This window comes from Acinetobacter rongchengensis (assembly GCF_003611475.1).
Taxonomy (GTDB): domain Bacteria; phylum Pseudomonadota; class Gammaproteobacteria; order Pseudomonadales; family Moraxellaceae; genus Acinetobacter; species Acinetobacter rongchengensis.
Genome location: NZ_RAXT01000010.1, coordinates 23,882 through 47,467, shown reverse-complemented (window position 1 = coordinate 47,467; position 23,586 = coordinate 23,882). Strand labels below are relative to the sequence as shown.

The 23,586-nt window shown below is 35.2% G+C and carries 20 protein-coding genes; 9 read left to right on the top strand and 11 right to left on the bottom strand.

From position 1 onward, the window contains the following. The first annotated feature begins 230 nt into the window (after window positions 1-230). Window positions 231-2,072: an amidohydrolase gene (locus D7V20_RS07330; protein ID WP_120383658.1), complete on the top strand. Its 1,842-nt coding sequence runs from the start codon at window positions 231-233 to the stop codon at window positions 2,070-2,072. Window positions 2,073-2,146: 74 nt separating this feature from the next. Here D7V20_RS07330 and D7V20_RS07325 read toward each other — a convergent pair whose 3' ends face one another. From D7V20_RS07325 to D7V20_RS07315, 3 genes are all read right to left on the bottom strand, one after another. Further along, window positions 2,147-2,500: a DUF1304 domain-containing protein gene (locus D7V20_RS07325; RefSeq protein ID WP_120383657.1), complete on the bottom strand. Its 354-nt coding sequence runs from the start codon at window positions 2,498-2,500 to the stop codon at window positions 2,147-2,149. 93 nt (window positions 2,501-2,593) lie between these two features. After that, window positions 2,594-3,571, bottom strand: coding sequence for a zinc-binding dehydrogenase (locus tag D7V20_RS07320; RefSeq protein WP_120383656.1), 978 nt, complete (start codon window positions 3,569-3,571; stop codon window positions 2,594-2,596). A gap of 3 nt (window positions 3,572-3,574) precedes the next feature. After that, window positions 3,575-4,177 (bottom strand): TetR/AcrR family transcriptional regulator, encoded by a 603-nt coding sequence (locus D7V20_RS07315; RefSeq protein WP_120383699.1) that lies wholly within the window; start codon window positions 4,175-4,177, stop codon window positions 3,575-3,577. Between the two features lie 320 nt (window positions 4,178-4,497). Here D7V20_RS07315 and D7V20_RS07310 point away from each other — a divergent pair, with 320 nt between their 5' ends. Beyond that, complete coding sequence (locus tag D7V20_RS07310) at window positions 4,498-6,090, top strand: histidine-type phosphatase (RefSeq protein ID WP_120383655.1); 1,593 nt, start codon at window positions 4,498-4,500, stop codon at window positions 6,088-6,090. Between the two features lie 373 nt (window positions 6,091-6,463). Continuing rightward, the gene (locus D7V20_RS07305) at window positions 6,464-7,468 is read left to right on the top strand and encodes a hypothetical protein (protein WP_120383654.1); all 1,005 of its coding nucleotides are present in this window, start codon (window positions 6,464-6,466) and stop codon (window positions 7,466-7,468) included. 71 nt (window positions 7,469-7,539) lie between these two features. Here the strand turns inward: D7V20_RS07305 and D7V20_RS07300 are convergent, their stop codons facing one another. After that, window positions 7,540-8,172, bottom strand: coding sequence for a hypothetical protein (locus D7V20_RS07300; RefSeq protein WP_120383653.1), 633 nt, complete (start codon window positions 8,170-8,172; stop codon window positions 7,540-7,542). A gap of 90 nt (window positions 8,173-8,262) precedes the next feature. Here D7V20_RS07300 and D7V20_RS07295 point away from each other — a divergent pair, with 90 nt between their 5' ends. The 3 genes from D7V20_RS07295 to D7V20_RS07285 all read left to right on the top strand — a co-directional run bounded on the left by D7V20_RS07295 (window position 8,263) and on the right by D7V20_RS07285 (window position 10,325). Beyond that, entirely contained in the window at window positions 8,263-8,625 is a 363-nt protein-coding gene (locus D7V20_RS07295) for a DUF3144 domain-containing protein (protein ID WP_120383652.1), read from the top strand. Between the two features lie 56 nt (window positions 8,626-8,681). Next, on the top strand, window positions 8,682-9,083 hold the full coding sequence (locus D7V20_RS07290; protein ID WP_120383651.1) for a DUF3144 domain-containing protein: 402 nt from the start codon (window positions 8,682-8,684) through the stop codon (window positions 9,081-9,083). 177 nt (window positions 9,084-9,260) lie between these two features. Further along, a complete protein-coding gene (locus D7V20_RS07285; protein ID WP_120383650.1) occupies window positions 9,261-10,325 on the top strand; it encodes an amidohydrolase family protein in 1,065 nt (354 codons plus the stop codon). Between the two features lie 72 nt (window positions 10,326-10,397). Here D7V20_RS07285 and hemL read toward each other — a convergent pair whose 3' ends face one another. The 4 genes from hemL to D7V20_RS07265 form a co-directional block, all read right to left on the bottom strand. After that, window positions 10,398-11,696 (bottom strand): glutamate-1-semialdehyde 2,1-aminomutase, encoded by a 1,299-nt coding sequence (gene hemL / locus D7V20_RS07280; RefSeq protein WP_120383649.1) that lies wholly within the window; start codon window positions 11,694-11,696, stop codon window positions 10,398-10,400. Between the two features lie 61 nt (window positions 11,697-11,757). Further along, a complete protein-coding gene (gene thiE / locus D7V20_RS07275) occupies window positions 11,758-12,384 on the bottom strand; it encodes a thiamine phosphate synthase (protein WP_120383648.1) in 627 nt (208 codons plus the stop codon). A 387-nt stretch (window positions 12,385-12,771) separates the two neighbouring features. Next, window positions 12,772-13,944, bottom strand: a complete 1,173-nt coding sequence (locus D7V20_RS07270) for a helix-turn-helix transcriptional regulator (protein WP_120383647.1) — start codon at window positions 13,942-13,944, stop codon at window positions 12,772-12,774. Window positions 13,945-14,228: 284 nt separating this feature from the next. Then, window positions 14,229-14,612 carry a DUF962 domain-containing protein gene (locus tag D7V20_RS07265; protein ID WP_120383698.1) on the bottom strand — a complete coding sequence of 128 codons (384 nt, stop codon included), beginning with the start codon at window positions 14,610-14,612 and terminating at the stop codon, window positions 14,229-14,231. A gap of 268 nt (window positions 14,613-14,880) precedes the next feature. On the opposite strand from D7V20_RS07265, the gene D7V20_RS07260 reads away from it, so the two are divergent. Beyond that, window positions 14,881-16,341 carry a CYTH domain-containing protein gene (locus D7V20_RS07260; RefSeq protein WP_120383646.1) on the top strand — a complete coding sequence of 487 codons (1,461 nt, stop codon included), beginning with the start codon at window positions 14,881-14,883 and terminating at the stop codon, window positions 16,339-16,341. Between the two features lie 217 nt (window positions 16,342-16,558). Then, window positions 16,559-18,028: a CYTH and CHAD domain-containing protein gene (locus D7V20_RS07255; RefSeq protein ID WP_120383645.1), complete on the top strand. Its 1,470-nt coding sequence runs from the start codon at window positions 16,559-16,561 to the stop codon at window positions 18,026-18,028. 101 nt (window positions 18,029-18,129) lie between these two features. Here D7V20_RS07255 and tsaA read toward each other — a convergent pair whose 3' ends face one another. Next, window positions 18,130-18,840 carry a tRNA (N6-threonylcarbamoyladenosine(37)-N6)-methyltransferase TrmO gene (gene tsaA, locus D7V20_RS07250; protein ID WP_171407775.1) on the bottom strand — a complete coding sequence of 237 codons (711 nt, stop codon included), beginning with the start codon at window positions 18,838-18,840 and terminating at the stop codon, window positions 18,130-18,132. Between the two features lie 105 nt (window positions 18,841-18,945). On the opposite strand from tsaA, the gene D7V20_RS07245 reads away from it, so the two are divergent. Beyond that, on the top strand, window positions 18,946-19,725 hold the full coding sequence (locus tag D7V20_RS07245; protein ID WP_120383643.1) for a ferredoxin--NADP reductase: 780 nt from the start codon (window positions 18,946-18,948) through the stop codon (window positions 19,723-19,725). Window positions 19,726-19,974: 249 nt separating this feature from the next. On the opposite strand, the gene hemG is transcribed toward D7V20_RS07245, so the two are convergent. Together hemG and D7V20_RS07235 are read right to left on the bottom strand one after the other, a co-directional pair. Then, window positions 19,975-20,508: a menaquinone-dependent protoporphyrinogen IX dehydrogenase gene (gene hemG, locus D7V20_RS07240; RefSeq protein ID WP_120383642.1), complete on the bottom strand. Its 534-nt coding sequence runs from the start codon at window positions 20,506-20,508 to the stop codon at window positions 19,975-19,977. 280 nt (window positions 20,509-20,788) lie between these two features. Then, on the bottom strand, window positions 20,789-23,554 hold the full coding sequence (locus D7V20_RS07235) for a M16 family metallopeptidase (protein ID WP_120383641.1): 2,766 nt from the start codon (window positions 23,552-23,554) through the stop codon (window positions 20,789-20,791). Between the last annotated feature and the right edge of the window lie 32 nt (window positions 23,555-23,586).

The window sequence follows — 23,586 nt, the reverse complement described above, 5'->3', positions numbered from 1 at the left end:
ACATAGGTCTGAGACAATCTCTCTGCATTCTGGTGCACAATGTAATTCTAAGCGTCATTGAAAAATCGATGTCGATAAACACCAATAACTGAATGTTTAATTTATTCCTATACAAAAATAACCATCTCTGCTAAGTTAAATTTTCAATCTACTGATTTGACACTCAATATATTTTCCTGAATCGCTTTTTATAATTTAAAACTTTTATAATTTAAATATGGGGGATAAAAATGTTGCTACGCCTTTCTGAACTTATCCCAACAGCTTTCCCCATACTATCGATCACGAGTTGTGTCTTCATCACCAGTTGCACAACGCTACCTCAATATACAACTGTTCAATCACAGCAAACTTCTCAAGAAAATACTCAAATTACACAAGCTTCAGAAAATATCTTAATCCGAGGTGGTTCAATATTAACCATGCAGGGCATGACGCCGCATTATGTTGAAGCATTACTGGTTAAAGATGGACGCATTACATTTGCAGGTGATTTAAAACAAGCCAAACAACGAGCGCCCCATAATAGCCAAGAGATTGATTTAAAGCATTACACCCTACTCCCTGGCTTTATCGATGCACATAGTCATCTCAATAGTGTTGGACTACAACAAACGGTTGCTAACTTATATCCTGAGCCCGATGGTGATATCTCTGATATTCCCTCTTTGCTCAATGCTTTATCAGAATGGCAACAACAAAATCGGGCATTTGTACAGGCCACACAAGGCTGGATTATTGGAAATGGTTATGATGATGCTCAACTAAAAGAAAAACGCCATCCGACTGCAGATGATCTAGATAAAGTATCCATTACCCAACCGATTATTATTTTGCATCAATCAGGGCATTTGGCCTCAGTCAATCATAAAGCGCTTGAATTGCTAAACATAGATAAGCACACGGCTAATCCAACAGGAGGGATTATTCGTCGTAAAGCGGGTTCTCAAGAGCCTGATGGTGTATTAGAAGAAGCTGCTGTATTTTCAGCGATGGCAACAGCTTTTAGCAAAGTCCCACCTGAAATGATGCAAAATATGGCGAAAACGGCGTTGAATACCTATATTAAGAATGGCTATACCACAGTACAAGAAGGCCGTGCAGATGCAGGTACAGCAGAGTTATGGCGTAGTTTTGCTGAAATTGGTCAATTGAATATTGATGTGGTGGTTTATCCAGATCTCATCAATGAAAAAGCATATATGCTTAAATATGGCTCAAGTCGGCAATATCAAAAACATTTTCGAATTGGCGGGGTCAAAATCAGCCTTGATGGCTCACCACAAGGTAAGACCGCATGGCTCACAAAACCGTATTTGATCCCGCCTGAAGGACAAAATAACAACTACCGTGGCTACCCTGCTTATCCTGAGCAATCCACGGTTCAAAATGCCATCAATCTCGCTTATCAACACCATTGGCAAATCCTTGCGCATGCCAATGGTGACGCTGCAATCGACCAATATTTAGAGACAATTGAAGTGGCAAATCAAAAGTTTGGCCAAGAAGATCATCGTAATGTCATCATTCATGCGCAAACCATGCGAGAAGATCAACTCGATCGTGCGCAACATTTAGGTTTAATTCCTTCGTTTTTCTCTTTGCATACTTATTATTGGGGCGATTGGCATAAACATGAAACTCTAGGTGCAGAACGTGCCAATCGTATTTCCCCTACTGGATCTGCATTAAAAAGGAATTTAATTTTTACTGAACATCATGATGCACCTGTTATCCCACCTAAAAATATGATGGTGATTGATGCAACAGTCAATCGTACCACACGAACGGGTGAGGTTTTAGGTCAAGAGCAACGGGTTAGCCCTTATATTGCGCTGAAATCTGTGACCGATTGGGCGGCATATCAATATTTTGAGGAGAAAGATAAAGGGACATTGGAAAAAGGCAAACTCGCAGATTTTGTTGTTTTAGATCTTGATCCACTCAAAGTACCATCACAGCAAATAAAAAATATTAAAATTTTAGCGACGTATAAAGAAGGTCAATTGATTTATCAAGCAGATAATTTCAAACCTAATATCTCTGTAAATCCGAATGCAACTACAAAATAATTGACCTACACAATAGTTAATCATTATTGAAAGTGGTAAGTAAAAACTCACCACTGCCATACTCAATAAAACACTTAGAGTAAATTGACTGCCAATAATGCCAATAGTGCAGGAACAGCTTGAATATAAATAATTTTCTTGCTTGCAGTTAAGCCACCGTAAATTCCTGCTACCAATACACAGCCCAAAAAGAAATTAGCCAGTGCTATTGCATAGGTTTCAGGTACGAGTAAAGACCACAATAAACCTGCTGCTAAAAAACCATTATATAACCCCTGATTTTGTGCCATCACTTTGGTCAGTTGCGCTTTTTCAGGCGTATTCCCAAAAGCTTTCAAACCATAGGGTTTATCCCATAAAAACATTTCTAAAATCAAAATGTAAACATGCAGTATTGCAATCAATCCAACCAATATTTGCCCAATCATCTTTATTTTTCCTTTTCTATGCTCAAGTTGCTATATTCGGTTTTTATTTCAAGTCAGCCTCTCGGCTGACTGTTTGACTTAATAAATAAAGTTTTATGGCTTTAATAAAACTTTACCCTGTCTCGCACCTTGCGTTGCTTTTGCTGCAGCTGTAGAAATATCTGAAAACTCAAAAACCCCTTCAACAGGCAACACAAGCTTGTTCTGCGTTGCGAGTGTTAACAACTCGATAATTAACGCTTTTTTACGTTCCGCAGGCATTTGCTTATTCACCACACTTGCCCAAAAACCTTTCACTGTCGCTTGTTTAAAAATCAAGTCACCTGAAGAGATTTGCATCATTTCTCCAGTCATGCTACCAAACGAAACCAGTAATGCATTTTCAGCCAATAAATTTAATAATTCTCCACTGGCTTTCCCACCAATCGAATCTACCCCCACTAACAATGGCTGGTCAGCATGAATGGCTTTAACTTGTTGTTGCCAATCAGGATTATCAGTTGCAACAACATGTTGAATGCCTAGTGCTTGCATTTCACTGATTGCTTCTTGACGGCGAACTAAGTTAATCACATGAATGCCACGTGCTTGAGCAATCATCGCAACAGTTTTACCGACTGCACCATTGGCTGTATTTTGGATCATCCATTGCCCAGCTCGAATATCGGCAAAATCAAGTAGCATTAAAGCACTGATTGGCATACCAATCAGCTGTGCGGCTAACTCATCAGGAATCGCATCGTTCAAGGGAACAACGGCTTGTGCAGGGGCAATAAAGTATTCGGCCCAGCTACCATGTACGCCAGCAACAGCAACACGTTGTCCAACTGCGATACCTGTCACTCCCTCACCTAATGCATCAATGATACCGACAGCTTCACTACCGCCGATTGCTGGTAACTCAGGCTTATAGCCATAGCTGCCACGTACTGTCCAGACATCATGGTTATGCATGGGAGATAAAATTGTTTTAATACGCACTTGCCCTGCTTTCGGCTCAGGCTGTGGCATTTCCGCCAATTCCAAGACATCAACAGGTTCGCCAAAACTACGGTGAATAATACTTTGCATAGATTATCCTTTAATTGGATCTAATAGATTTTGTGTGGTCTCTAAAGCCAAATGAAGCGGTGCTTTATCTTGAGCGAGTTTGGCCAATAATGCAGCGCCTAACCAAAGCTGATACATCACTTGTGCCATTTTATTTGGATCAATGTGTTTTGGAATTGAACCTTCTTGCTGGCCTTCGTGTAATAAACTCGCTACACGCTCAGTCAATTTAGTCACACCGAAATTTAAAATTTTTCGCATATCTTCCGATAAATCAGAAACTTCTGCTGCCAACTTCACAATCAGGCAATTTTCTGCCCACCCTCCATGAACGGGATCTTCTATCCATGCCTGCCAAAGTGCCATCAAACGTGCATAGGCACTGCCGTCTGTCTGTAACCAAATTTGCTCAATTTTCGCTTTATAGTCATGTATATATTGCGCTAACAACGCACAGCCAAACGCTTCTTTTGACTCAAAATAATAGTAAAACGAACCTTTCGGAACGCCACAGGCTTTTAAAATCTCTTGTAAGCCAACGCCGACGAATCCTTTACGTAATACCAATTCAAAACTGGTATCTAAGATATGTTGTCGTGTGGCTTCACTTTTGTTTGATCGTTTCATCATTTAAATATAAATAATAATAGACCAGTCGTCTATAAAAATTATGTAACTTATCACGTTCTGAAGTCAGAATTAAATCATTCACTAAACAAGAAAACCGCTGTATTATTATTCAATGCTCACAGAGCAAAACATCGTAAATATTAAAAAGTTATTGATATTTAAAAATATTATCAGATTCAAGCAACTTAAAAAAGATCAGGTAATACACAGTGAAATATCTAAAAACTGCCCAGTAAAAAGATTGCTTGGATGAGGTCATCAAAACGTCATATGCCACCTATAGGGTTATGCATATTTTCTAAACTACTCATTTAACAATGAAATATTCAAAATTGATCTATTCAACACTCTTTCTCAGCACATGTATGTTTTTAAGCGCGTGTAATGAGCAAAATACTCAAACAACAGTGACGCCACCGACAGACACGGCATCGATTCCCTTTCTGCAAACTAAGCAACCTTATCTGCCACAGCAGAAAATTGCAGATTACACCGCGGTACCTACAGATTTTCAGCCTGTATTTACCCAACTTGTTGCTCGACATGGTTCTCGAGGGCTTTCAAGTATGAAATATGACTTAGCACTCTATCATTTATGGTTAAAAGCAAAACAAGACAACGCACTCACACCGCTTGGAGAAAAGTTAGGGCCAGATATTGAAGCTATGATGAAAGCCAATATTTTACTTGGTTACGGTGTAGAAGGTATTCGCCAGTTTGGTTATGGCAATGAAAGTGCCGTTGGTATTCAGGAACATCGTGGAATTGCAGATCGACTATTACAGCGTTTACCGAAGTTATTCAATCAGGCTGTGACAGATGGAAAAACCATCAAAGTTTCAAGCTCTGGTGTAGATCGTGCAGTAGACAGCGCTAAATTCTTTACCAATGAATTGATTCAAAAACAACCTAATTTGACAGCGCAAATCACCCCTGCAAGTTATACCCACTTAAAAAGTACCGTGAGCCCTAGCTTGGCTGATGGCGGTGTAAACCGTTTTCTTTTATATTTTCATAGTTTAAATGCTCAAGATGATTTAGCCTCTATCACTTCCGAGCTAGATCAAAAAGTATATGATGCGAGTTTAGCCTATCAAGATTATGAAGAACATAATCCAGATCTAGCGCAAAAATTGAATGAATTAAACACCAACAAAAATGCACAAAAAGTTGCACTGGATGTATTAACCCCATTATTTAAAACTGATTTTATTCAAAAAATTGGTCAAACCAATTATGTTTTTGCCAATAACGGAAGCTATAGTGTTATAGCACCCAATGGTGCAACCATCACTGAAACAGGTAAAGGAAAAAATAAAATCAGTAGTCCTGTTGATGCAGCTGCATATTTATATGAGTTGTATTCAATTTCTGGTGGTTTAAAAGAAGAGCTCGGACAAACTCGTTTTACTGCATATATGCCCACTAGCGCAGCTCAATTTTATGCCGAATATAATGATGCTAATGATTTCTACAGCAAAGGGCCGAGCTTTAGTACAGCTCAGGGCTATACAACCAATATGGCGCAAGGTTTAAAACAAGATTTATTTAAACAAGTTGATGCTGTACTGAATAAAACGCAAAATCATGTCGCTGTTTTAAGATTCGCCCATGCTGAAATTATAATTCCTTTAGCAACCAGTTTAGAATTAAAAGCAATGATGCAACCTTTGCCATTCAATCAAACCTATACATATGCAAATAGCCCATGGCGTGGTGAAATCATTTCACCAATGGCAGCCAATTTACAGTGGGATATTTATCAAAATAAGCAAGGCCTGACATTGGTTAAAATGCTTTACAATGAAAAAGAGACCAGTTTTAAAATAGCGTGTGATTATGCTCGTTATAAACCAAACAGTATCTATTATGATTATTTAAAATTAAAGCAATGCTATAACATTCAGTAATTTTATCTTTAAATTTGCTTTTAAGTATAGAATGAAGCTAATTTATTGATTCATTAGAGAATAAAAAAGCGACCTGTTTTGATCTAAATAGGTCGCTTTTTTAATTACTTTACTTCAATAACGAAAATTAACATCTTGAATTCAAAGCCTAAGTTTTTAAATAAAAATTTGAAAGAAAAAGAAATCTTAATTTAATTATCGTTCCCCAATTTAATCGTAACAGGATCATTCTAAATACTCCGCATCGAGAACAAACCTTTGATACCCATCCTCCCCGATTAGAAATAGCTTGTAAAAAGAGTTTATTTAAATATGATGATAGTGAGATATTTTATATACTTAAGATACCAGTTTTCATAATTTTGGATAACTTATGAAGAATAAAATAATTTTTATCATTGTCTTACCATTTATATTTTCAAAAACATATGCTACAGAGACGCTTTTTGATTCCAATATACTGAATAACTATACCGTAATAACTGACACTGAGTGGTATGCTTATGGGGTAGGATATACGACAAAAGATGTAAATTTATTCTCAAAAGTTAAATATAGTCTTAAAGATAATAATCTTTATATCAAAGCAGAATATGCAACAGATGGTAGTAACAATTTAGACCTAACTGAATACCTATATACAGTTTTGGCAAATGATGGTTTATATCAAGCTTCAATTACAGATGAACCAAACTTTGGATATCAACTAACAACCTTCTCGAAAATCACCCCCACATCAAAAAAATCTATAATGTGGACTTATACTCCATTCTCAAGCAATGCAAGTCAGGAACTAATACGCACTGATAAATATGAAGAGATTGATTTGTCTGAAAAATCAATCAGTGAATTTGTGCATCCGTTTAATCATTTTACTGGTTTAGATTCAACATTGACTGAAATTGTTGGAACATATCCTGCCTATTATGTAAAAAAACTCCACGGTAAAACGTTTCCAGCTGGAGCAACTTGCTTAAAATCCACAACTTCTTCAAATAATGTTGCATTTGCCAATATTGATATGAGCAACTCTTCAGCCAACTTTGATCTAAAAAAATCTTTTCCTTTGGGATATACGCAAAAAACGTTGAATAAATATCCATTGTATTTATCAAAAAAAATTCAATCAAATATGCCTATAGAAGCTGTGGTTAAAATTGGCGCGAATTATTACTATGCCGAATATTATAACAACGGTGTATATAATTCTTATGCAAATAAAACAAAACAGTATGAGCAAAATTATCAACAAGCAATAACTTTATTTGGCAAAGAAAGTATAAACGCGAAAATGCAAGGCATTTTTCTCAAAGCATTAAAGTCTGAATGTAATCTATTCAATAAAGTCGCAAGTCAAGCAATTGATGCTGCAAAATAATTTATAGATTTATAAACACTTATATCAAGCTATATAAGTGTTCCTCTTAAAATCTTAAGATCAATCTGTTCTTATTTATACTTTCCAAAAATCTTCCATACGCCATTATCAGCTAAAGGATCACGATAACTATCATTGCGTTGCTTACGTGGCTTCTCTCTTGCATCAACAATTTCGAAATCTTTTTCTGTACTTAACACGATACCATTCACATAAAAACGGGTACGTGTATATTCACTTTGGCCATGTTGAAATACATAGGTTCTTAAATCGATAAATTCCCGATGTGCGACCAATGCTGCTGTATCATCACTATTCAACCAGTGTGTCATTTTAGCAACTTGTTCGGCATCAAATTGCCCACATTTTTCTAACAATGAAGCAATGCCACGAAAAGTTTTAGATTCTTTCGCTCTGGTTTTATTGATCCGTATACGGTCTACATGAAAGAAAAACAGCGGAAAATTTAAATGACTCGGTAATTGCACAGCATCTAACACTTCATCTTGCATAAAAGGTTGATATAAATCTTGCGCCCTTTCAATCAAACCAAGCCAGTGCGTATAATATTCATCGACTTGTTGTTTTGTTCCATAATAAATCGGTAAACCTTGAACATTGGATAAATCTACAGGCGGCCAAATATTTTGCTTTAATAATGCAATATCACTTTTTAAACTTTGCACCGCAATTGCATCTTGCATCTTATTTTCCTGAATCATTTCAACTATGCTTAGGCTATTTTAAGTATGCTATAGTTGCAAAAGCTAAACAAGATCACAAAAGGAAATCGAATGTCTAAAAATGATGAAATATATGAAAATAATGAATCGGATGAGCAATTTTTTGAACGTGCAGATGAATTCATTAATTTAGCAAATCAGCTTATCGATTCAACACATCAAGTTTCACATCTCACCACTGAACCTGGAAAAGTCAGTGCTTCTTTTATGTATGCCAATGCTCGCTTTAGCGCGTGGCATGCTGCTTGTTCTTACCAGCACGTTGATGATTTCAAAAAAGACCGTCAAGTCATCTTGGATTATTATGTAGAACAATTCAAATCGATGCTTGAGAGTAATCTTGATGAATATGAAGAAAATTTTGAAGCGTATTTCCCAAAAGCTGATCCTGAGGAAGTAAAACGTTTCGTTTAAGTACGGGATTGCCTATAATACTTGCGTAAAATTAATGTGTAGTTGTGGAATAAAACATGTCTCAAAAAATCGATGCGGCTGATGTTACCGAAGAAGAAGCTTTGAATGCTGTCTTTTTTGAGCGTGCTGATGAGTTTATTAAACAAGCCAACGAATTTTGTCGTCCTGCAAAAGGACAGCAACCCAAACCAGAACAACTTCGTGGTCAAGTGAGTGCAGCAATGTTATTTGCAACTGCACGTTTTAACACTTGGGTTGCTGCCAATACCTTTAAAGATGGCGAAGAAATGCGTGAAGCCAAAGAACAAGTCATGTCTTATGTCTTACAACAGTTCCAAATGATGCTCGAAGACAATTTTGATGAATATTGTGAGCAGTTTGACAACTATCTTCGTTTTAGAAAAAATGAAGAGTTTCATACACATAAACATGATAAAAAAGATGGTCATCAACACTAATTTATTTCAATAATGCAATATAACAAAGGCCCAATTGGGCTTTTGTTATATTCGATTTAAAATGAATAAATCTTTCAATTAAGATATTAATAGTGAATAAATTTACTAAACATAACATTCATACTTTATCAATTTGATGTATTGTATTTCTAATAAAAAAAACAACTTGGACCTTATATGCAACATATCAATTTCCCAATTATTGATCCTCATATTCATCAATGGGATCCATACCATACACCCCATGCAGCTGCACTTGCCGTTAAACTACTGGGAAATCACCCTTTCCTCTTAGATAAAATGGTGCGTTTAGTTAAACCCAAAGATCTGATTGATACTGTTGGTTTAACCACACATATCACTCAACCGTATTTACCTCAAGATTACAAAAATGATATTGGTCAGTATCACGTTGAACAAGTCGTCCATGTAGAAGCAAGTTGGGCTAACCATAAGGGCAAAGGTGTCGTTGGGGAAACTGAATTTCTAGAATCTTTACCTTTTAATGATGATACTGTTCAGCTAGGCGGGATCGTTGCTACTGCTGATCCTTGCGATAGTAATTTTAAAAAGATATTAAAATTACATCAAAAAGCCTCAAAACGTTTACGTGGTATTCGTCGCATGGCTTCATTCCATGAAGATCAAGGTGTTCATAATTGGACAGATGATCCAAGTTTATATACCAATAAAAAATTTCTAAAAGGTTTTGAACAAATTGCGCAACATAACCTCAGCTTTGATGCATGGGTGTATTCAACTCAGATTCCAGATGTGATCGAATTAGCCAAAAGATTTCCTGAAACATCGATTGTTTTGGATCATTTGGGCACACCTGTTGGGCTGTTTGGAAAGGTAGGACAAAATACAGGCTTAACTGAAACGGCTCGAGAAAATATTTTCTATCAATGGCAAGACTATATGGCCGAACTTGGGACTTTACCCAATGTCTACACCAAAATGTCTGGATTGTTTATGCCTGTTTTAGGACATCAGTTTTATAAGAAAAAACAATTGGCTTCTAAACAGCAAATCATTGATCTTGTTGCTCCTTTAATTACCCATACTTTCGATAGTTTTGGAACCTATCGGGTCATGTTTGCTTCAAACTTTCCAATGGATCGGGTCAATACCAGTTTAGTCAATATCATTGATGCATTTAGTGATATCGTGCAGCAATATGATGAAAATGCACTAGAAAAAGTATTTCATCACAATGCGAAACAGTTTTATCGTTTGTAGTTTTATTTGAAAATATACGTCATAAAAAAGCTCGCAGTAAACAGCGAGCTTTTTCGATCATAGCTAATTGAATTAAATCGACTTCATTTCAGCAAAAACTTGTTTAGCCATCTCAATCGTAAATTGAATATCTTCATCACTATGCGCAGCAGAGATAAAACCAGCTTCAAACGCTGAAGGTGCAAGATTTACACCACGTTGTAACATGCCATGGAAGAATTGACGGAACGCATCAATATCACATTTCAGAATATGGTCAAAACTGGTGATTTCTTTTTGATCTGTAAAGTAAATTCCAAATAAACCACCTGCTTGCTGAGTAAAGAAAGGAATCCCTGCTTGATCAGCAGCAGCTTGTAAGCCTTTTAATAATTGATCTAATTTTTCAGACAAATTTTGATGGAAATTAGGTTGACGTAAATTTTCAAACATCTTAATCCCTGCACGCATGGCCAATGGATTTCCAGACAATGTTCCAGCTTGATATACACCACCTAGAGGTGCAATACATTCCATAATTTCACGCTTACCACCAAAAGCCCCCACTGGTAGCCCTGCCCCAATAATTTTACCGAGAGTGGTTAAGTCAGGTTTTACATTGTAATAGGCTTGCGCCCCCCCTAATGCAACACGGAAACCGGTCATGACCTCATCAATAATAAACACTGATTTATATTGATCACATTGTTCACGAATTGTTTCAAGGAAGCCTGGAATCGGTTTAACCAAATTCATATTGCCCGCAACAGGTTCAACGATGACACCCGCAATCTCATTTCCAAATTTAGCAAAACATGCTTTGACAGCTTCGATGTCGTTATAGGGTAAAGTCACTGTATGTTTAGCAAAATCAGCAGGCACGCCTTTCGAAGTCGGTTCGCCCATAGTTAACATACCCGAACCCGCTTTTACCAATAACGAATCTGAGTGCCCATGATAACAACCTTCAAATTTTACAATCATGTCACGGCCCGTATAGCCACGTGCGAGACGGATTGCAGTCATAGTTGCTTCAGTACCTGAATTGGTCATACGTACCATTTCAATCGAAGGCATAATTTCACAAATAATATCTGCCAATGTCGTTTCATGTACTGTCGGTGCACCAAAACTTAAACCATCAACAGCAGCATCTTGCACTGCTTGGATAATATCAGGATGGGCATGACCTAAAATCATGGGTCCCCAAGAACCGACATAGTCAACATAGCGTTTACCATCGACATCATATAAATAAGCACCTTTGGCTTTTTCAATAAACACTGGCGTACCACCCACGCCATTAAATGCACGTACAGGTGAATTCACACCACCTGGAATATGCTTACTGGCTTGTTTAAACAATTGTTCTTGCTTTGGAGATAAGCTCATAAATCTACTCAATCCTGTAAAATACTAAAATTTCAATATGATATAAAAACGGCAATATAAATTAAGATGATGCTGTTTCTGCAAAAAGTTGTGCCCATGCTGCGACACGTGCTGGAATATTTTCAACGGGTAAAGCTAATATATCACTAATCACGGCGCAAAGGTCAGCACCCGAATCAATCACAACTTTTGAATTTTCAACAGTTAAACCACCAATTGCACAAATCGGTAGGTCAAATTTTTCAGAAGCCTGCTTTAAAACATCCAGCCCAATATCCCCTGCTTCAGGTTTAGTCGATGTCGCATAAATTGCACCAAAAGCAATATAAGTTGCACCATCAGCAATGGCTTGTTCTGCAAGTTCTAATGAATTCAAGCAAGTTCGACCAATAATCACGCCTTGTGGCAACCGTGCAGCTGCATCCGAAATTTCACCATCAGATTGTCCCAAATGCACACCTAAACCAAACTGTTCTGCAAGCTCCAAATCATCATTGATCACAAATGGTGTTTGATACTTTTCACAAAGTTGTTTGATCGATTCAACTTCACCCAATTGTTCTGTTTTAACAATGTTCTTACGACGGTACTGGAGAATGGCAATATGATGAGTTGCCAAAGCTGCTTCTAATTTTTGTAGGAGTAAATCGATAGGATCATCATTGGTGATGAGGTAAAGGCCACGCATACTTTTACTCGTACTCAGATAAATCAAAGTAGAAGTATAACCAGTGTTTTATTTAAATACATATTGGCATATAAAATTTATTGTTTTGGAAACGCCGCTATACTTTGTTGATATCTGAAAAATTGGAATGCACTGGCTTATTAACGATATAAATATTCTCATTCCCCCTTTCACTTTTGCGACTTTGCAACAGATAGCAAAAACTGATCAAAAATTAAATCGCTCATTCTCGAAACTTAAATCCATCAATAGATCTAAAACTCAACTATATAAGCCAGCGATTTATAAATTAATTGATATGTACATATCCATTTTTCAAAGAATCAATATTTAATCTTTTAAATATTTTTTAGTATTGAAAATACTTATAAATAGGGATTGAAATTTTTATTCGGTTAAAATTTCATTAAAATATTTGGGCATACTCAACAACAATTTCACCAAATCAGATTGTCGATTTGTATCCGTTTTCCTTAAAATCTCCTTAATTTGCTTTCTCACAGTATCGATTGAAACATTATTTTTTATTGAAATTTCTTTTGCTACAAAACCTTCCAATAATAAAATAGCGACTCTTGATTCCGCTGGTGTTAGATTAAATGCTGTATGTAGCAGATGTGAATTTATCGTAGGTGAATATTTAGGGTGATAAATGGTCAACATTACCGTTGGTCGAATACCAAAAGTCTTTAACTCATGTTCTGAGATTAATAAGGTCGCAAAAATATATATCTTTCCGCCATTTCCATCGTCAAGTTTAATACAGCCATCTTTGATGACGTCATGTAGATGATCACTTTTTTGCCTAAATAAACATTCAATATTTTGTAGGTTACTGGCTAATTTTTGTTGAAATGGTTGTGGTAATAACAACTGATCATCACATATATTCACCACTTTCGTTTTTTGAATGAGTTGTTGTGCCGAGGTATTCAAATGAACCACTTTACAGTCTAAATTGATGAGAATGATCGGTTGCGATAATTTATCAATCAGTGAATAGCCAATAATTGCTTTACTTGAAAATTCAAAGATATAGCGTTGAATTACCGCAATTCTTTTTAAATGCACCACCAATTGATCTAAAAAATCTAATTCATCTTGATTTAAAGGCGCTCGTTGCTTGGAGGTATTAATACCAATAATGACACATAAGCGATCATCTTGAATTAATTCATGTACAGCACTATAACGAATTTGATTCGGTTCTAAAATATTTTTATATACTTCCGAAGATTCCATGGTTGCATCATCAATAAAATGATGACATTGATACCACCCTGTCTGCTGTTTATTTAAGACGTCAACCCACCGTGGATCATTCTTAATATAATTTTGTATATAATTGACTTCTATACTGGCACTTTCTTCTTCAGTATTTAATGAAATTGCACGACTATATGAAAACGCGTTATATTTTAAATCCATGCCAATAACATGAATCGCTGAGGAATCCATTACTTGATTGAGTCTAGCTAGGAAAATTCCCCATCCATCATTTTGAATAGGAATTTTATAAATCAACTCAACCAATTCATCATAATATTCTCTATAAGTCATTGTGTTTTTTTAATTCATGGACTAATCATTAATATATCAAAAAATCACATGAAATATACAGAATTAAATCCAATAATTTATAAACAAAATAGTCATTATAACGATCAATAAAACAATCCAAAAAAACAAAATGAGTATTACTTTAAAATATTGAGTTTAAATATAAAGTTATTTCAAACAATTAAAAAAAATCATATTGAATAGATCAAAATAAACTCAATAAAAGTGAAAGCATTTATCTAATGGTTATGCTATCTAACACCCGTTTATGTTAGAAATAGACATTAACTGTCAATTTTATCAAATTTACGGTCTTTTAAACTTAAATTGCCACGAATAATATCGGATAGCATTCGCCAATCTGAAATAAAACTATATAATGGTTGTTTAAAACTTGCAGGTTTGTTTTTTTCAAAAACAAAATGCCCAACCCATGCACATGCATAGCCCGATACCAATCCATAAATAAAATATTTTGGCTTTTTTTGGCGAATAGCTTGAGTAAAAAAATAAATCCCGACACTGCTTCCAACTGCATGTAGTCGACGGCTCATAATATTGCGATGTTCAGTTAAATAAAAACGATAGAACGTTGAATAGTTTTTTATAGGCAATTGAAATTGTTTAGATATTTCTACATCTGCTTTTGGTTCAATATGTGCATTCATTGCAATCATCCTGATCTATTTTTACCCTTCTATCCCTAATTTATGTTGAATTTACAATCAAAGCAATACTTCTATCAAGCTAAGCTAAAAAGATGAGCACAAATCGACATTAGAACACCCATTTTAATTGATATTTTTACGCTACAATATCTCACTAAAATTCAGTTCAATTCATTTACACGATTACGTTTTACAAATGTTTTTGCGCAAATCGTTGGCTGTATCCTCATAGACTTTCTAATTTAAACAATATTACTAGGATTTGATCATGCTTGAAGTTGAATTAAAATTTCAGATTCCTGAGACTCGTCGAAATGCATTACTTAAAGCATTAGACCCTAAAAAATCTGAGCTAATTCAATTACAAGCAAAGTATTATGATACAGATGACAAAAAACTCTCTTTAAATGGCGCAGCACTCCGTCAGCGCCTAGAAGGCACACGTTGGATACAAACACTTAAAGCTGCGACAAAAAGCCATTTACAGCGCATTGAAGAAAATCATGATTTGGGGGAACTTTCCGAAGCACCAAAACTGGATTTATCTATTTATAGTGAACAATCTGAGGCCCATCAGATTTTAAAAAATGCATTGGGTGATCAATTCGAACATTTGAAACTTCAGTTTGAAACAGACATCCAACGTACATTTCGTGTCATTCATTTTGAAGATGCAGAAATTGAAGTTTGTTTGGATATTGGAGAAGTTCGTACAGATACAGCTCAACAAGAAATCTATGAAGTTGAATTTGAACTCAAAAGTGGCTCAATCCAATCGTTATTGGCTTTTAGTTTTGAATGGGTTAAAAAATATCAACTTTGGCTGGACGTTCGTAGCAAAGCTGAATTTGGAAATTTACTAACATTAAATAAAACAGTAAGCCCTGCAAAACACAGTAAAGAAATTATTCTCAATAAAAAAGACAGTGCAGATAAGAATTTAAGAGCACTCATTGCCAATCATATGCAGCACCTTTTACCCAATATTTCTGCAATTTCAGCACAAGTGGCCGAAGCTGAACATATTCATCAAGCTCAAATTGCATTACATCATTTACATTTAAGTCTTTCTCTCTTTAAAGATTGGACTGAGATTAAAACGGATAAATGGGCGCATCAATTGGCTGCTTTTGAAAGCCATTTTAAAAACCTGCAACATTTTGAGCACATGCAAAGTACCCTAGGCGCTTTATTGCAGAACCCTAAAACCGCGGAAAGTTTAGATAAAGACATTTTGTATGCTCAAGAAAAACTCAACAACTTGGTGAAATCTACACAGAATGTGCAACATTATTTAGAATTATTGATGTTTAGTTTAGGTCAATCTGAAAAAACACAGGAACATGATTTAAAGTGGTATGCACAAAACACCTTGCAAAATCAATATAAACACCTTCAAGAAGCTTTAACGCAGGCCGATTTAGCGGATTTGGAAAGTTTAGAATTATTGGCACAACGACTCAATGAATTAAAATTTAGTTTTCCAATCTTAACCCATATTTATGATGTCAAAAATCTACAAAAATATGCGAAATCTTTAAATGATGCTCAACAAGCGTCTGAGCAATATCAGCTACTTGCTTCTTCTGCATCGTATTTACAACAAACGGAACTTGAAGCCAGTGATTGGTTTGCTTTAGGTTGGCTTACTGCAAAACAAGAGGCTTATGCACAAACTTTATTAGATGCGACTGAACAATTCTTGGTGAGTCGTAAATTCCTAAAATAACCTTTTCTACCTAGGATATGAATGATTTTAATTGATAATTTTTAATTGAAAAATCTCAAGTGAAAGACTTTTCACTTAAAATCTTCATATCCTTGCTTTTATTATCGGAACTTATAACAACAAATATTCAATAATAATCACAACATAAAAATGACGTAATCATATTGCAAATAGCGTTAGACTTAATTGAAACATTTATAAAAATGGAATTTTAACAATGCAAGAAATTGAGCTTAAATTTCAAATTCCAATAGACAAGCGTGAATTAATTTTCAAAGCATTGCAACGTAAAAGCGTGCAACATAAATCGATTGAAACCCTTTATTTCGACAATATCCAATTTGATCTATTTCAACATGCAATTTTACTCAAACAACGTTTGGAAAATAAACAATCGACACAGATTGTTAAAATTGTATCGGATCACTCAAGTAAAAAATTTCATATTAAACATAATATTACCTGCGATGAAAATCATATTTTCAATACACATGATTTCAAAGATGATCAAAATAATAAAATCCCAAAACATGTTCGAAAATTAATTGCAGACATTGAACAACAATTGCTGATGCAATTTCAGACAAAACTGGAAAGATCAACCACACTATTTAATTTTCAAAATAGCCAAATTGAGGTGGAACTTGATCGTGGTTTTCTAAACGTTCATAAAGATCAAATCGAAATTTATGCAGTTAAATTTAAGCTTAAACAAGGTACGATTCAAGATCTCATGTCGTTTATTTTACCGCGTGTTAAACGTTATGGCTTATGGTTAGATATTTTAAGTAAAACGCAGCAAGGCTTTCATCTTGCTCAGAATATTCAGCAAATACCTGCTCAACTACAAATGCCTTTAAATTTAGATAAAAATGATTCAACTGAAATTGCTTTAAAAAAAGTAATCCATAATTGCCTACAACACTTACTGCCCAATAGTACAGCGATTGCTTCGCAACAATTCAATAGTGAACATGTCCATCAGGCTCGTGTAGCAATTCGACGATTACGCAGTGCTTTAAAAACCTTTGATAATTGGTCGCAAAATATTGATTTAACTTGGCAAACTGAATTGACACATTTATTTCGAGACTTAGGCACTTCTCGGGATTGGAGTATGCTCTATGAAGAAATCTTACCCCAGCTTGAAGCTGTTGATGCGCCTCAGTTACAACTTAAAGCACAACCGCAACATGAGAATCATAAAATTAGTGATGCCTTTAAAACCTTGAACTTTGCGAGTTTAGTGTTATCCCTCATTCAATTTTCACAGCAAGAAACGCATGCGCAATCCACAAAATCAATCGAAAAAAGTATTGCTAAAAATCTTGAAAAGCTCCATCGCAGTATACAATTTGATGCTGAACACTATTTAGATTTAGAGATTGAAGCGCGTCATCGTACCCGAAAACGGCTTAAAAGATTACGTTATAGCATTGAATTTGTTTCATCTTTATATGATCCAAATGCGGTAAAAAGCTATTTAAAAATGCTAAAACCCGCACAAGAGAGTTTAGGGAAATATAATGATTTTATTGTTGCTGAAAACTTGTTACAGCCTTATATCCCAACGCAACCTGAAGTGTGGTTTGCCCTAGGATGGCTTGCAGCTGAAAAACAAAAAGCACTGTTAAAATCACAGCAAGATTTGCTGAACTTTGCTCAAGCCAAACGCTTTTGGAAATAATACTAAATATCATCATATATTTAGTGTGAATGCTGGATTTGCTTGATAAACTCAAAATCTCATAACCTTCGATTCACTTTGCAAAACTAATTTTTAATAATTTATTCAATATTTTGAATATAAATCGCATCTTGATGACAATTAAATTGAATATTAAATGCTCCAAACCTCATCCCATAAACACGTGCTTCATCATGTTGATAAGCGGGTCGTGGATCTAGAGATAAAACTTGTTCTAGCTCATTGATATATTGCGGATTAATTTTCTTTGCCTCAAGTAACTTTTGCTTGATCAATTGGGCTTGCTCATTCCACTGCACCACTTTCCGTGTAGGCTCATTTTGAGCATAACCACTTTTAGCATTAATGACTGCATCTGAATATTGGATATAAGGTTTGATATCAAGAATTGGGGTTCCATCCAATAAATCACTCCCTTCAAGATAAACCCTAATTGTGCTTCCATGTTTTTCAACGCTTTTTAGTTTGACTACGGATAATCCTATTGGTGCAGGGCGATACATACTGCGGGTCGCAAAAATACCGATCTTCTTATTACCACCTAAACGAGGTGGACGAACCTGTGGTCTAAATTTTTCTTTATCTTGTTGATTTTTATTGTCATGGAATTGCCAAATAATCCATAAATGACTAAATTCTTCGATACCTTCAAATGCCAATAAGTCATTATATGGTGCAAGCATTTCTATATAAGATTCAACTTGAACAAGATTCGGTTGGCGTGGAATACCAAACTTTTCTTTATAAGGTGATCGCATATAACCAATCATTGGCAAAGTCAATTCAGTCATAATCACTTTTTCTGATAAGCTCAATTAAATATATTCAGTTTATCGAGAATGATTTTAGATTAGAATAGTAAACTGTTTTAATTTGATAATTTATTGAGACCTTTAATGGCTGCTTTCAACGTCGAAAAGATTACTCACGTACACCACTGGAATGACACATTATTCAGTTTTAAAACGACACGTGACACTGCGTTACGTTTTAAAAATGGTCAATTTGTGATGATTGGACTTGAAGTCAATGGTAAGCCTTTAATGCGAGCTTATTCTATTGCTAGCGCTAACTACGAAGAAGAATTAGAGTTTTTCTCTATTAAAGTTCCAGATGGTCCTTTAACTTCGATTTTACAGAAAGTAAAAGTTGGTGATGACATTCTTATTTCAAAAAAACCAACAGGTACTTTGGTTCATGACGATCTAAATCCTGGCAAAAACTTGTACCTTCTTTCTTCAGGTACTGGGCTTGCGCCATTTTTAGCAATTATTCGTGACCCTGAAACCTATGAACGCTATGAAAAAGTCATTGTGGTTCATGGTACTCGTTTTATTTCAGAATTGGCTTACCAAGATTTGATCTTGAATGAACTTCCAAACCATGAGTTTTTCCAAGAGTTAGGGGTAAAAGAAAAACTTATTTACTACCCTACAGTAACTCGTGAAGAATTCCACACTCAAGGTCGTGTAACCACAGCAATTGAAACTGGTGAACTTTTTAAGAAAATCGGTTTACCTCCTTTTAATCCAGAAACTGACCGTGCAATGTTATGCGGTAGCCCTGCTTTCTTAAAAGATGTTGTTGCTCTATTGGATCAACATGGTCTTAAAGAATCACCACGTATGGGTGAGCTTGGTGATTATGTGATTGAACGCGCATTCGTTGAGAAGTAATTCTGATCGATAAAAAAATAAAAACCGAGGTTCATGCCTCGGTTTTTTATTGTGCATTCTTGAATTTGACATAGGAAGTTTAAGTTATGTAAAGGATAGAAACTTAGAATTGACAACAAGCATTCTTGAACTAAAACACATATTAGAATTATAAAAACTTACAAAACTGTATTAAATTCATATAACACAGTCTAAGAAAAACTAAAAAATCTGCTGTTATACATCCTATTCCAACTTAATCAAATAGATTTACTGTTTAAGAATATAAGATATTTGAGTAGCAAATAATCGAACTTTACTCCAATCTGTAAACTCAAAAACTTTCGAAGAATCAGTCGGTCCATTCGTTAAATACATAATAGCCTGTATCATAAAACGATCAAAAAAATTATATTTTGGATATGAGATAGAACCTGCAAAAATTCCAGCAATACATGGAGTCCAATCAGATTTTCTTTTAAATTTTTCAAAGTAATGATCTGTTTCAGGAATATCTCTTCCTATTTTTCTTGCTATTGCGCTTACTGAAAAAAAACCAGTCTTAACCATTTCTAGCTCATATAAATTATTCTGAATAAATTTATAAAGAGAATGACGATAACCACCGTAACGAATGCTCGCACCTATAAGAATAAAATCATAATTGGTGTTTATTTTATGATGACTATCAATAGAAGCAACTTGAATATTAAAACCTTCATCAGCCAATAAATCTTTTATATAATTACAAATTTTTAGAGTTTGACCATCTACAGATGAGAAGAGAACAAGTATATTTTTCATACAATTTAACGATTTCTATTATTTTACGCTATCAAATAATATATTAAATTACACTATACGAGAACATTTGAGCTTTACTTAAAATTGTTATACATGAATAAATTCCATTGATTAAAATTAGTTTTTAGTTTCAGCATTACCAATGGTAATTCGCCCATATTCATCGTTTTAAATATGTAGTATCGACCGCTTTTAACCATCACTAATTATAAATAAAAAAAGCCACACAACAGTATGGCTTTCATTCTTCATATTATAAATCTAAGTCAGTCGATAAAAGTTACTTTTGAGCTTTTGCATATTGATCAGACATAACTTCAACCAATTGATCAGGCTTAATATATTTTTTAATTACTGCATCCACATCTGTTTTGGTTAATTTTGCAATTTCCTGATCACGTAGTGCACGGCTTTCCATTTTTTTGTTACGTTCAAGTTGACTATTCAACATACGATGAATAACACGCTCATCCTCTAAAGACGTCACACGTTGTTTCATGATACTTGCTTTGGCCGCTTCCAGTTCTTGAGTCGTAACACCTTTACTGAGTAAATCAGCAAGCACTTTATGTACGACTTGTGAAACCTCAGCAGACTTCCCAGCAGTATAATTCGCCTCAATACTTAACGCACCTGCATCATTGAAAGAATCCAAATCTAGATTACTTCCAAAACCATACACCAAGGCATTTTTCTCACGTAATTCTTGACCTAAACGGGAAGAAAGTTGAGAGTCACCTAAAATATAACTGAAAACAATTAACGCCGCTGCATCCTTATGATCGACACCTACAGGTAAAGTCTGCAAAGCTTGATAACTACCAAATTCACGTTGCTCAGAAAGTGCATGTACTTTTTGTGCTTTATAAGCATGGTATTCCGTTGTAAGACGTTGGTACGGTTGCTTACTCGACCACTGAGAAAACGCTTGATTTAATAATGCTTGCATTTTTTTAGCATCATACTGCCCTGTAATCGAAATTTGAGCATGATCCATCGCAAAATATTTTTTATATAAATCGATCACTTGTGCATTGCTGGCAGCATTGATCTGCTTCTTGGCAAGCTCAGGTTCAAAGTGATAACGCAAATCTCCAGGTTGATAGGTTTCCAACAATCTCGCAATGGTCAAGGCAGCAACAGTTTCAGGTTCAGTATAAGGTCGATCTAAACTCGCTAAACTCTGTAATTTAATCAAATCAAATTGAGATTGTTCAAATTTTGGATTCTTCATCACAGAAATAATATATTTAAAGAACTCTTCGAACTTCTCTTGCTTCGCTACGATTTGAATTGTCATTCCATTTTCAGAAGCCGTGGCTGTCGCAGATCCACCAGCGGCGATGCTTTTATCTGCGATATCTTGCAAACTGTATTGATTAGAAGCACGTAATAACAAATATGCAGTGAAGTCTAAAATCTCAGCCTTATTCATGAGTGATTCGGCTGTGCCAAAATTCACATTAATCGTTGCATAAGTCTTATCATCACGTGTCGAGGTCGGGAACAGTGCATATTGCATACCATTTTTGAGTGTCCCACGTTGAATCTTTTTCTCTATCTGATCTAAATGTTGTTTAGACTTTTCAACAAACTGTCGTACTTCAGCTTGATATTCACTCACATCTTTCAGTGGTTCTTCTGCAATCGCTTGCTGATCCAATGTTTTAGGTTTTTCACTGGCTTGCTTTTGCTCTAAGGCTTTCTTCTGATCTTCAGGTGTAGGCTGAATATCACCATTAAAACGATGATTTGGTGTCAAAAATGCTTTTAGAGTTGCATTGGTTTCAGCAACAGTGAGTTTCTGAATCGCTTGTTGATCTCGGAAATATTGCGCCCAATCACCATGCGATGACACCACATAATCACTTAGCATTCCACCAACAGCAGTCGCATTATTCAACAGGTTTTCATTGGCATTGCTCATTAAATTTTTGACACGTTTTAATTCAACTTCGTCAAATTTCTTATTTTGCTCTACACCTTGAATGAGTGAATCTTCAATTTTTTTAGCATCATGCGTTGGTGCATAAATTGCCCCCATGAAAACCAAATTAAAGTCATTATCTAGCCATGTTGTAGACTGTACATTGGTGGCAACACCTGTTTCCACCATATTTGAATATAAGTGTCCACTGGGTTGTAAGGTATAAAGGTAGGGAGCCAATGCTAAGACGGGTTGAATTTTCTCATCTTTCCCATTCATATAAATATTGAATTTGGCTAAATCACTACCTTTTTGTACTTTAAAATCACGGATTTTAATTGTTGCAGAATCCAATAAAGGCACTTGTGCCTGAGCAGGTAATTTTCGTGCAGGAATTGGACTAAAATTTTGATCGATTTGTTTGAGGACTTCTGCTTTATCGAATTTTCCTGAAATCACCATCACAGCATTGTTTGGTGCGTACCAATCTTTATAAAACTGATTTAACTCACTCATTTTAATCGATTGTAATTCGGATAAATCTCCGATTGGTAAACGACCTAAAGACTGATTGCCATAGGCTGCTTTCCACATTTGATCCATTAAAACGGCAAATGGTTGATCCATACGAACTTCACGTTCACGCATGACAATATTAATTTCAGAAGGTACGTATTTTTCTTGGAGGACTAATTTATCCATACGTTCTGCTTCTAAATGAATAATTTCATTGAGCGCTGTTTTCTCAGGACGAACGATATTGGTATATTTTGTTGAATAATAATCTGTACTTGCATTGGTCATTAAGGTGTATTGATCTAAACGGCGTTGGAACTCCTCACCTTTGACATTTTCAGTCCCTTTAAAAGCCAAATGCTCAAGTAAATGTGCTAAACCACCTTTACCTTTTGGATCATTCAATGAGCCTGTAAAATAAACTGTATTTACAAAAACTTTATTCTCTTTATCATTCGGGGCAAGTAAAACTCGCATACCATTATCGAGTTTATATTCTTCGATATTGTGTTCAGATTTAACCAAAATGGTTTGTGCAAATGTTGTTGCACTGATACCAATCAAACATAAAGATAACGTTAGTTTTTTTAACCGCATGAGCATAAAAAATCCAGATTTTTTGAAATATTAAAATT

Bases quoted from the DNA above. Each gene is read 5' to 3' on its own strand.
- D7V20_RS07330 (WP_120383658.1), top strand. From the start codon at position 231: ATGTTGCTACGCCTTTCTGAACTTATCCCAACAGCTTTCCCCATACTA.
- D7V20_RS07325 (WP_120383657.1), bottom strand. From the start codon at position 2,500: ATGATTGGGCAAATATTGGTTGGATTGATTGCAATACTGCATGTTTAC.
- D7V20_RS07320 (WP_120383656.1), bottom strand. From the start codon at position 3,571: ATGCAAAGTATTATTCACCGTAGTTTTGGCGAACCTGTTGATGTCTTG.
- D7V20_RS07315 (WP_120383699.1), bottom strand. From the start codon at position 4,177: ATGAAACGATCAAACAAAAGTGAAGCCACACGACAACATATCTTAGAT.
- D7V20_RS07310 (WP_120383655.1), top strand. From the start codon at position 4,498: ATGAAATATTCAAAATTGATCTATTCAACACTCTTTCTCAGCACATGT.
- D7V20_RS07305 (WP_120383654.1), top strand. From the start codon at position 6,464: ATGAAGAATAAAATAATTTTTATCATTGTCTTACCATTTATATTTTCA.
- D7V20_RS07300 (WP_120383653.1), bottom strand. From the start codon at position 8,172: ATGCAAGATGCAATTGCGGTGCAAAGTTTAAAAAGTGATATTGCATTA.
- D7V20_RS07295 (WP_120383652.1), top strand. From the start codon at position 8,263: ATGTCTAAAAATGATGAAATATATGAAAATAATGAATCGGATGAGCAA.
- D7V20_RS07290 (WP_120383651.1), top strand. From the start codon at position 8,682: ATGTCTCAAAAAATCGATGCGGCTGATGTTACCGAAGAAGAAGCTTTG.
- D7V20_RS07285 (WP_120383650.1), top strand. From the start codon at position 9,261: ATGCAACATATCAATTTCCCAATTATTGATCCTCATATTCATCAATGG.
- hemL (WP_120383649.1), bottom strand. From the start codon at position 11,696: ATGAGCTTATCTCCAAAGCAAGAACAATTGTTTAAACAAGCCAGTAAG.
- thiE (WP_120383648.1), bottom strand. From the start codon at position 12,384: ATGCGTGGCCTTTACCTCATCACCAATGATGATCCTATCGATTTACTC.
- D7V20_RS07270 (WP_120383647.1), bottom strand. From the start codon at position 13,944: ATGACTTATAGAGAATATTATGATGAATTGGTTGAGTTGATTTATAAA.
- D7V20_RS07265 (WP_120383698.1), bottom strand. From the start codon at position 14,612: ATGAATGCACATATTGAACCAAAAGCAGATGTAGAAATATCTAAACAA.
- D7V20_RS07260 (WP_120383646.1), top strand. From the start codon at position 14,881: ATGCTTGAAGTTGAATTAAAATTTCAGATTCCTGAGACTCGTCGAAAT.
- D7V20_RS07255 (WP_120383645.1), top strand. From the start codon at position 16,559: ATGCAAGAAATTGAGCTTAAATTTCAAATTCCAATAGACAAGCGTGAA.
- tsaA (WP_171407775.1), bottom strand. From the start codon at position 18,840: ATGACTGAATTGACTTTGCCAATGATTGGTTATATGCGATCACCTTAT.
- D7V20_RS07245 (WP_120383643.1), top strand. From the start codon at position 18,946: ATGGCTGCTTTCAACGTCGAAAAGATTACTCACGTACACCACTGGAAT.
- hemG (WP_120383642.1), bottom strand. From the start codon at position 20,508: ATGAAAAATATACTTGTTCTCTTCTCATCTGTAGATGGTCAAACTCTA.
- D7V20_RS07235 (WP_120383641.1), bottom strand. From the start codon at position 23,554: ATGCTCATGCGGTTAAAAAAACTAACGTTATCTTTATGTTTGATTGGT.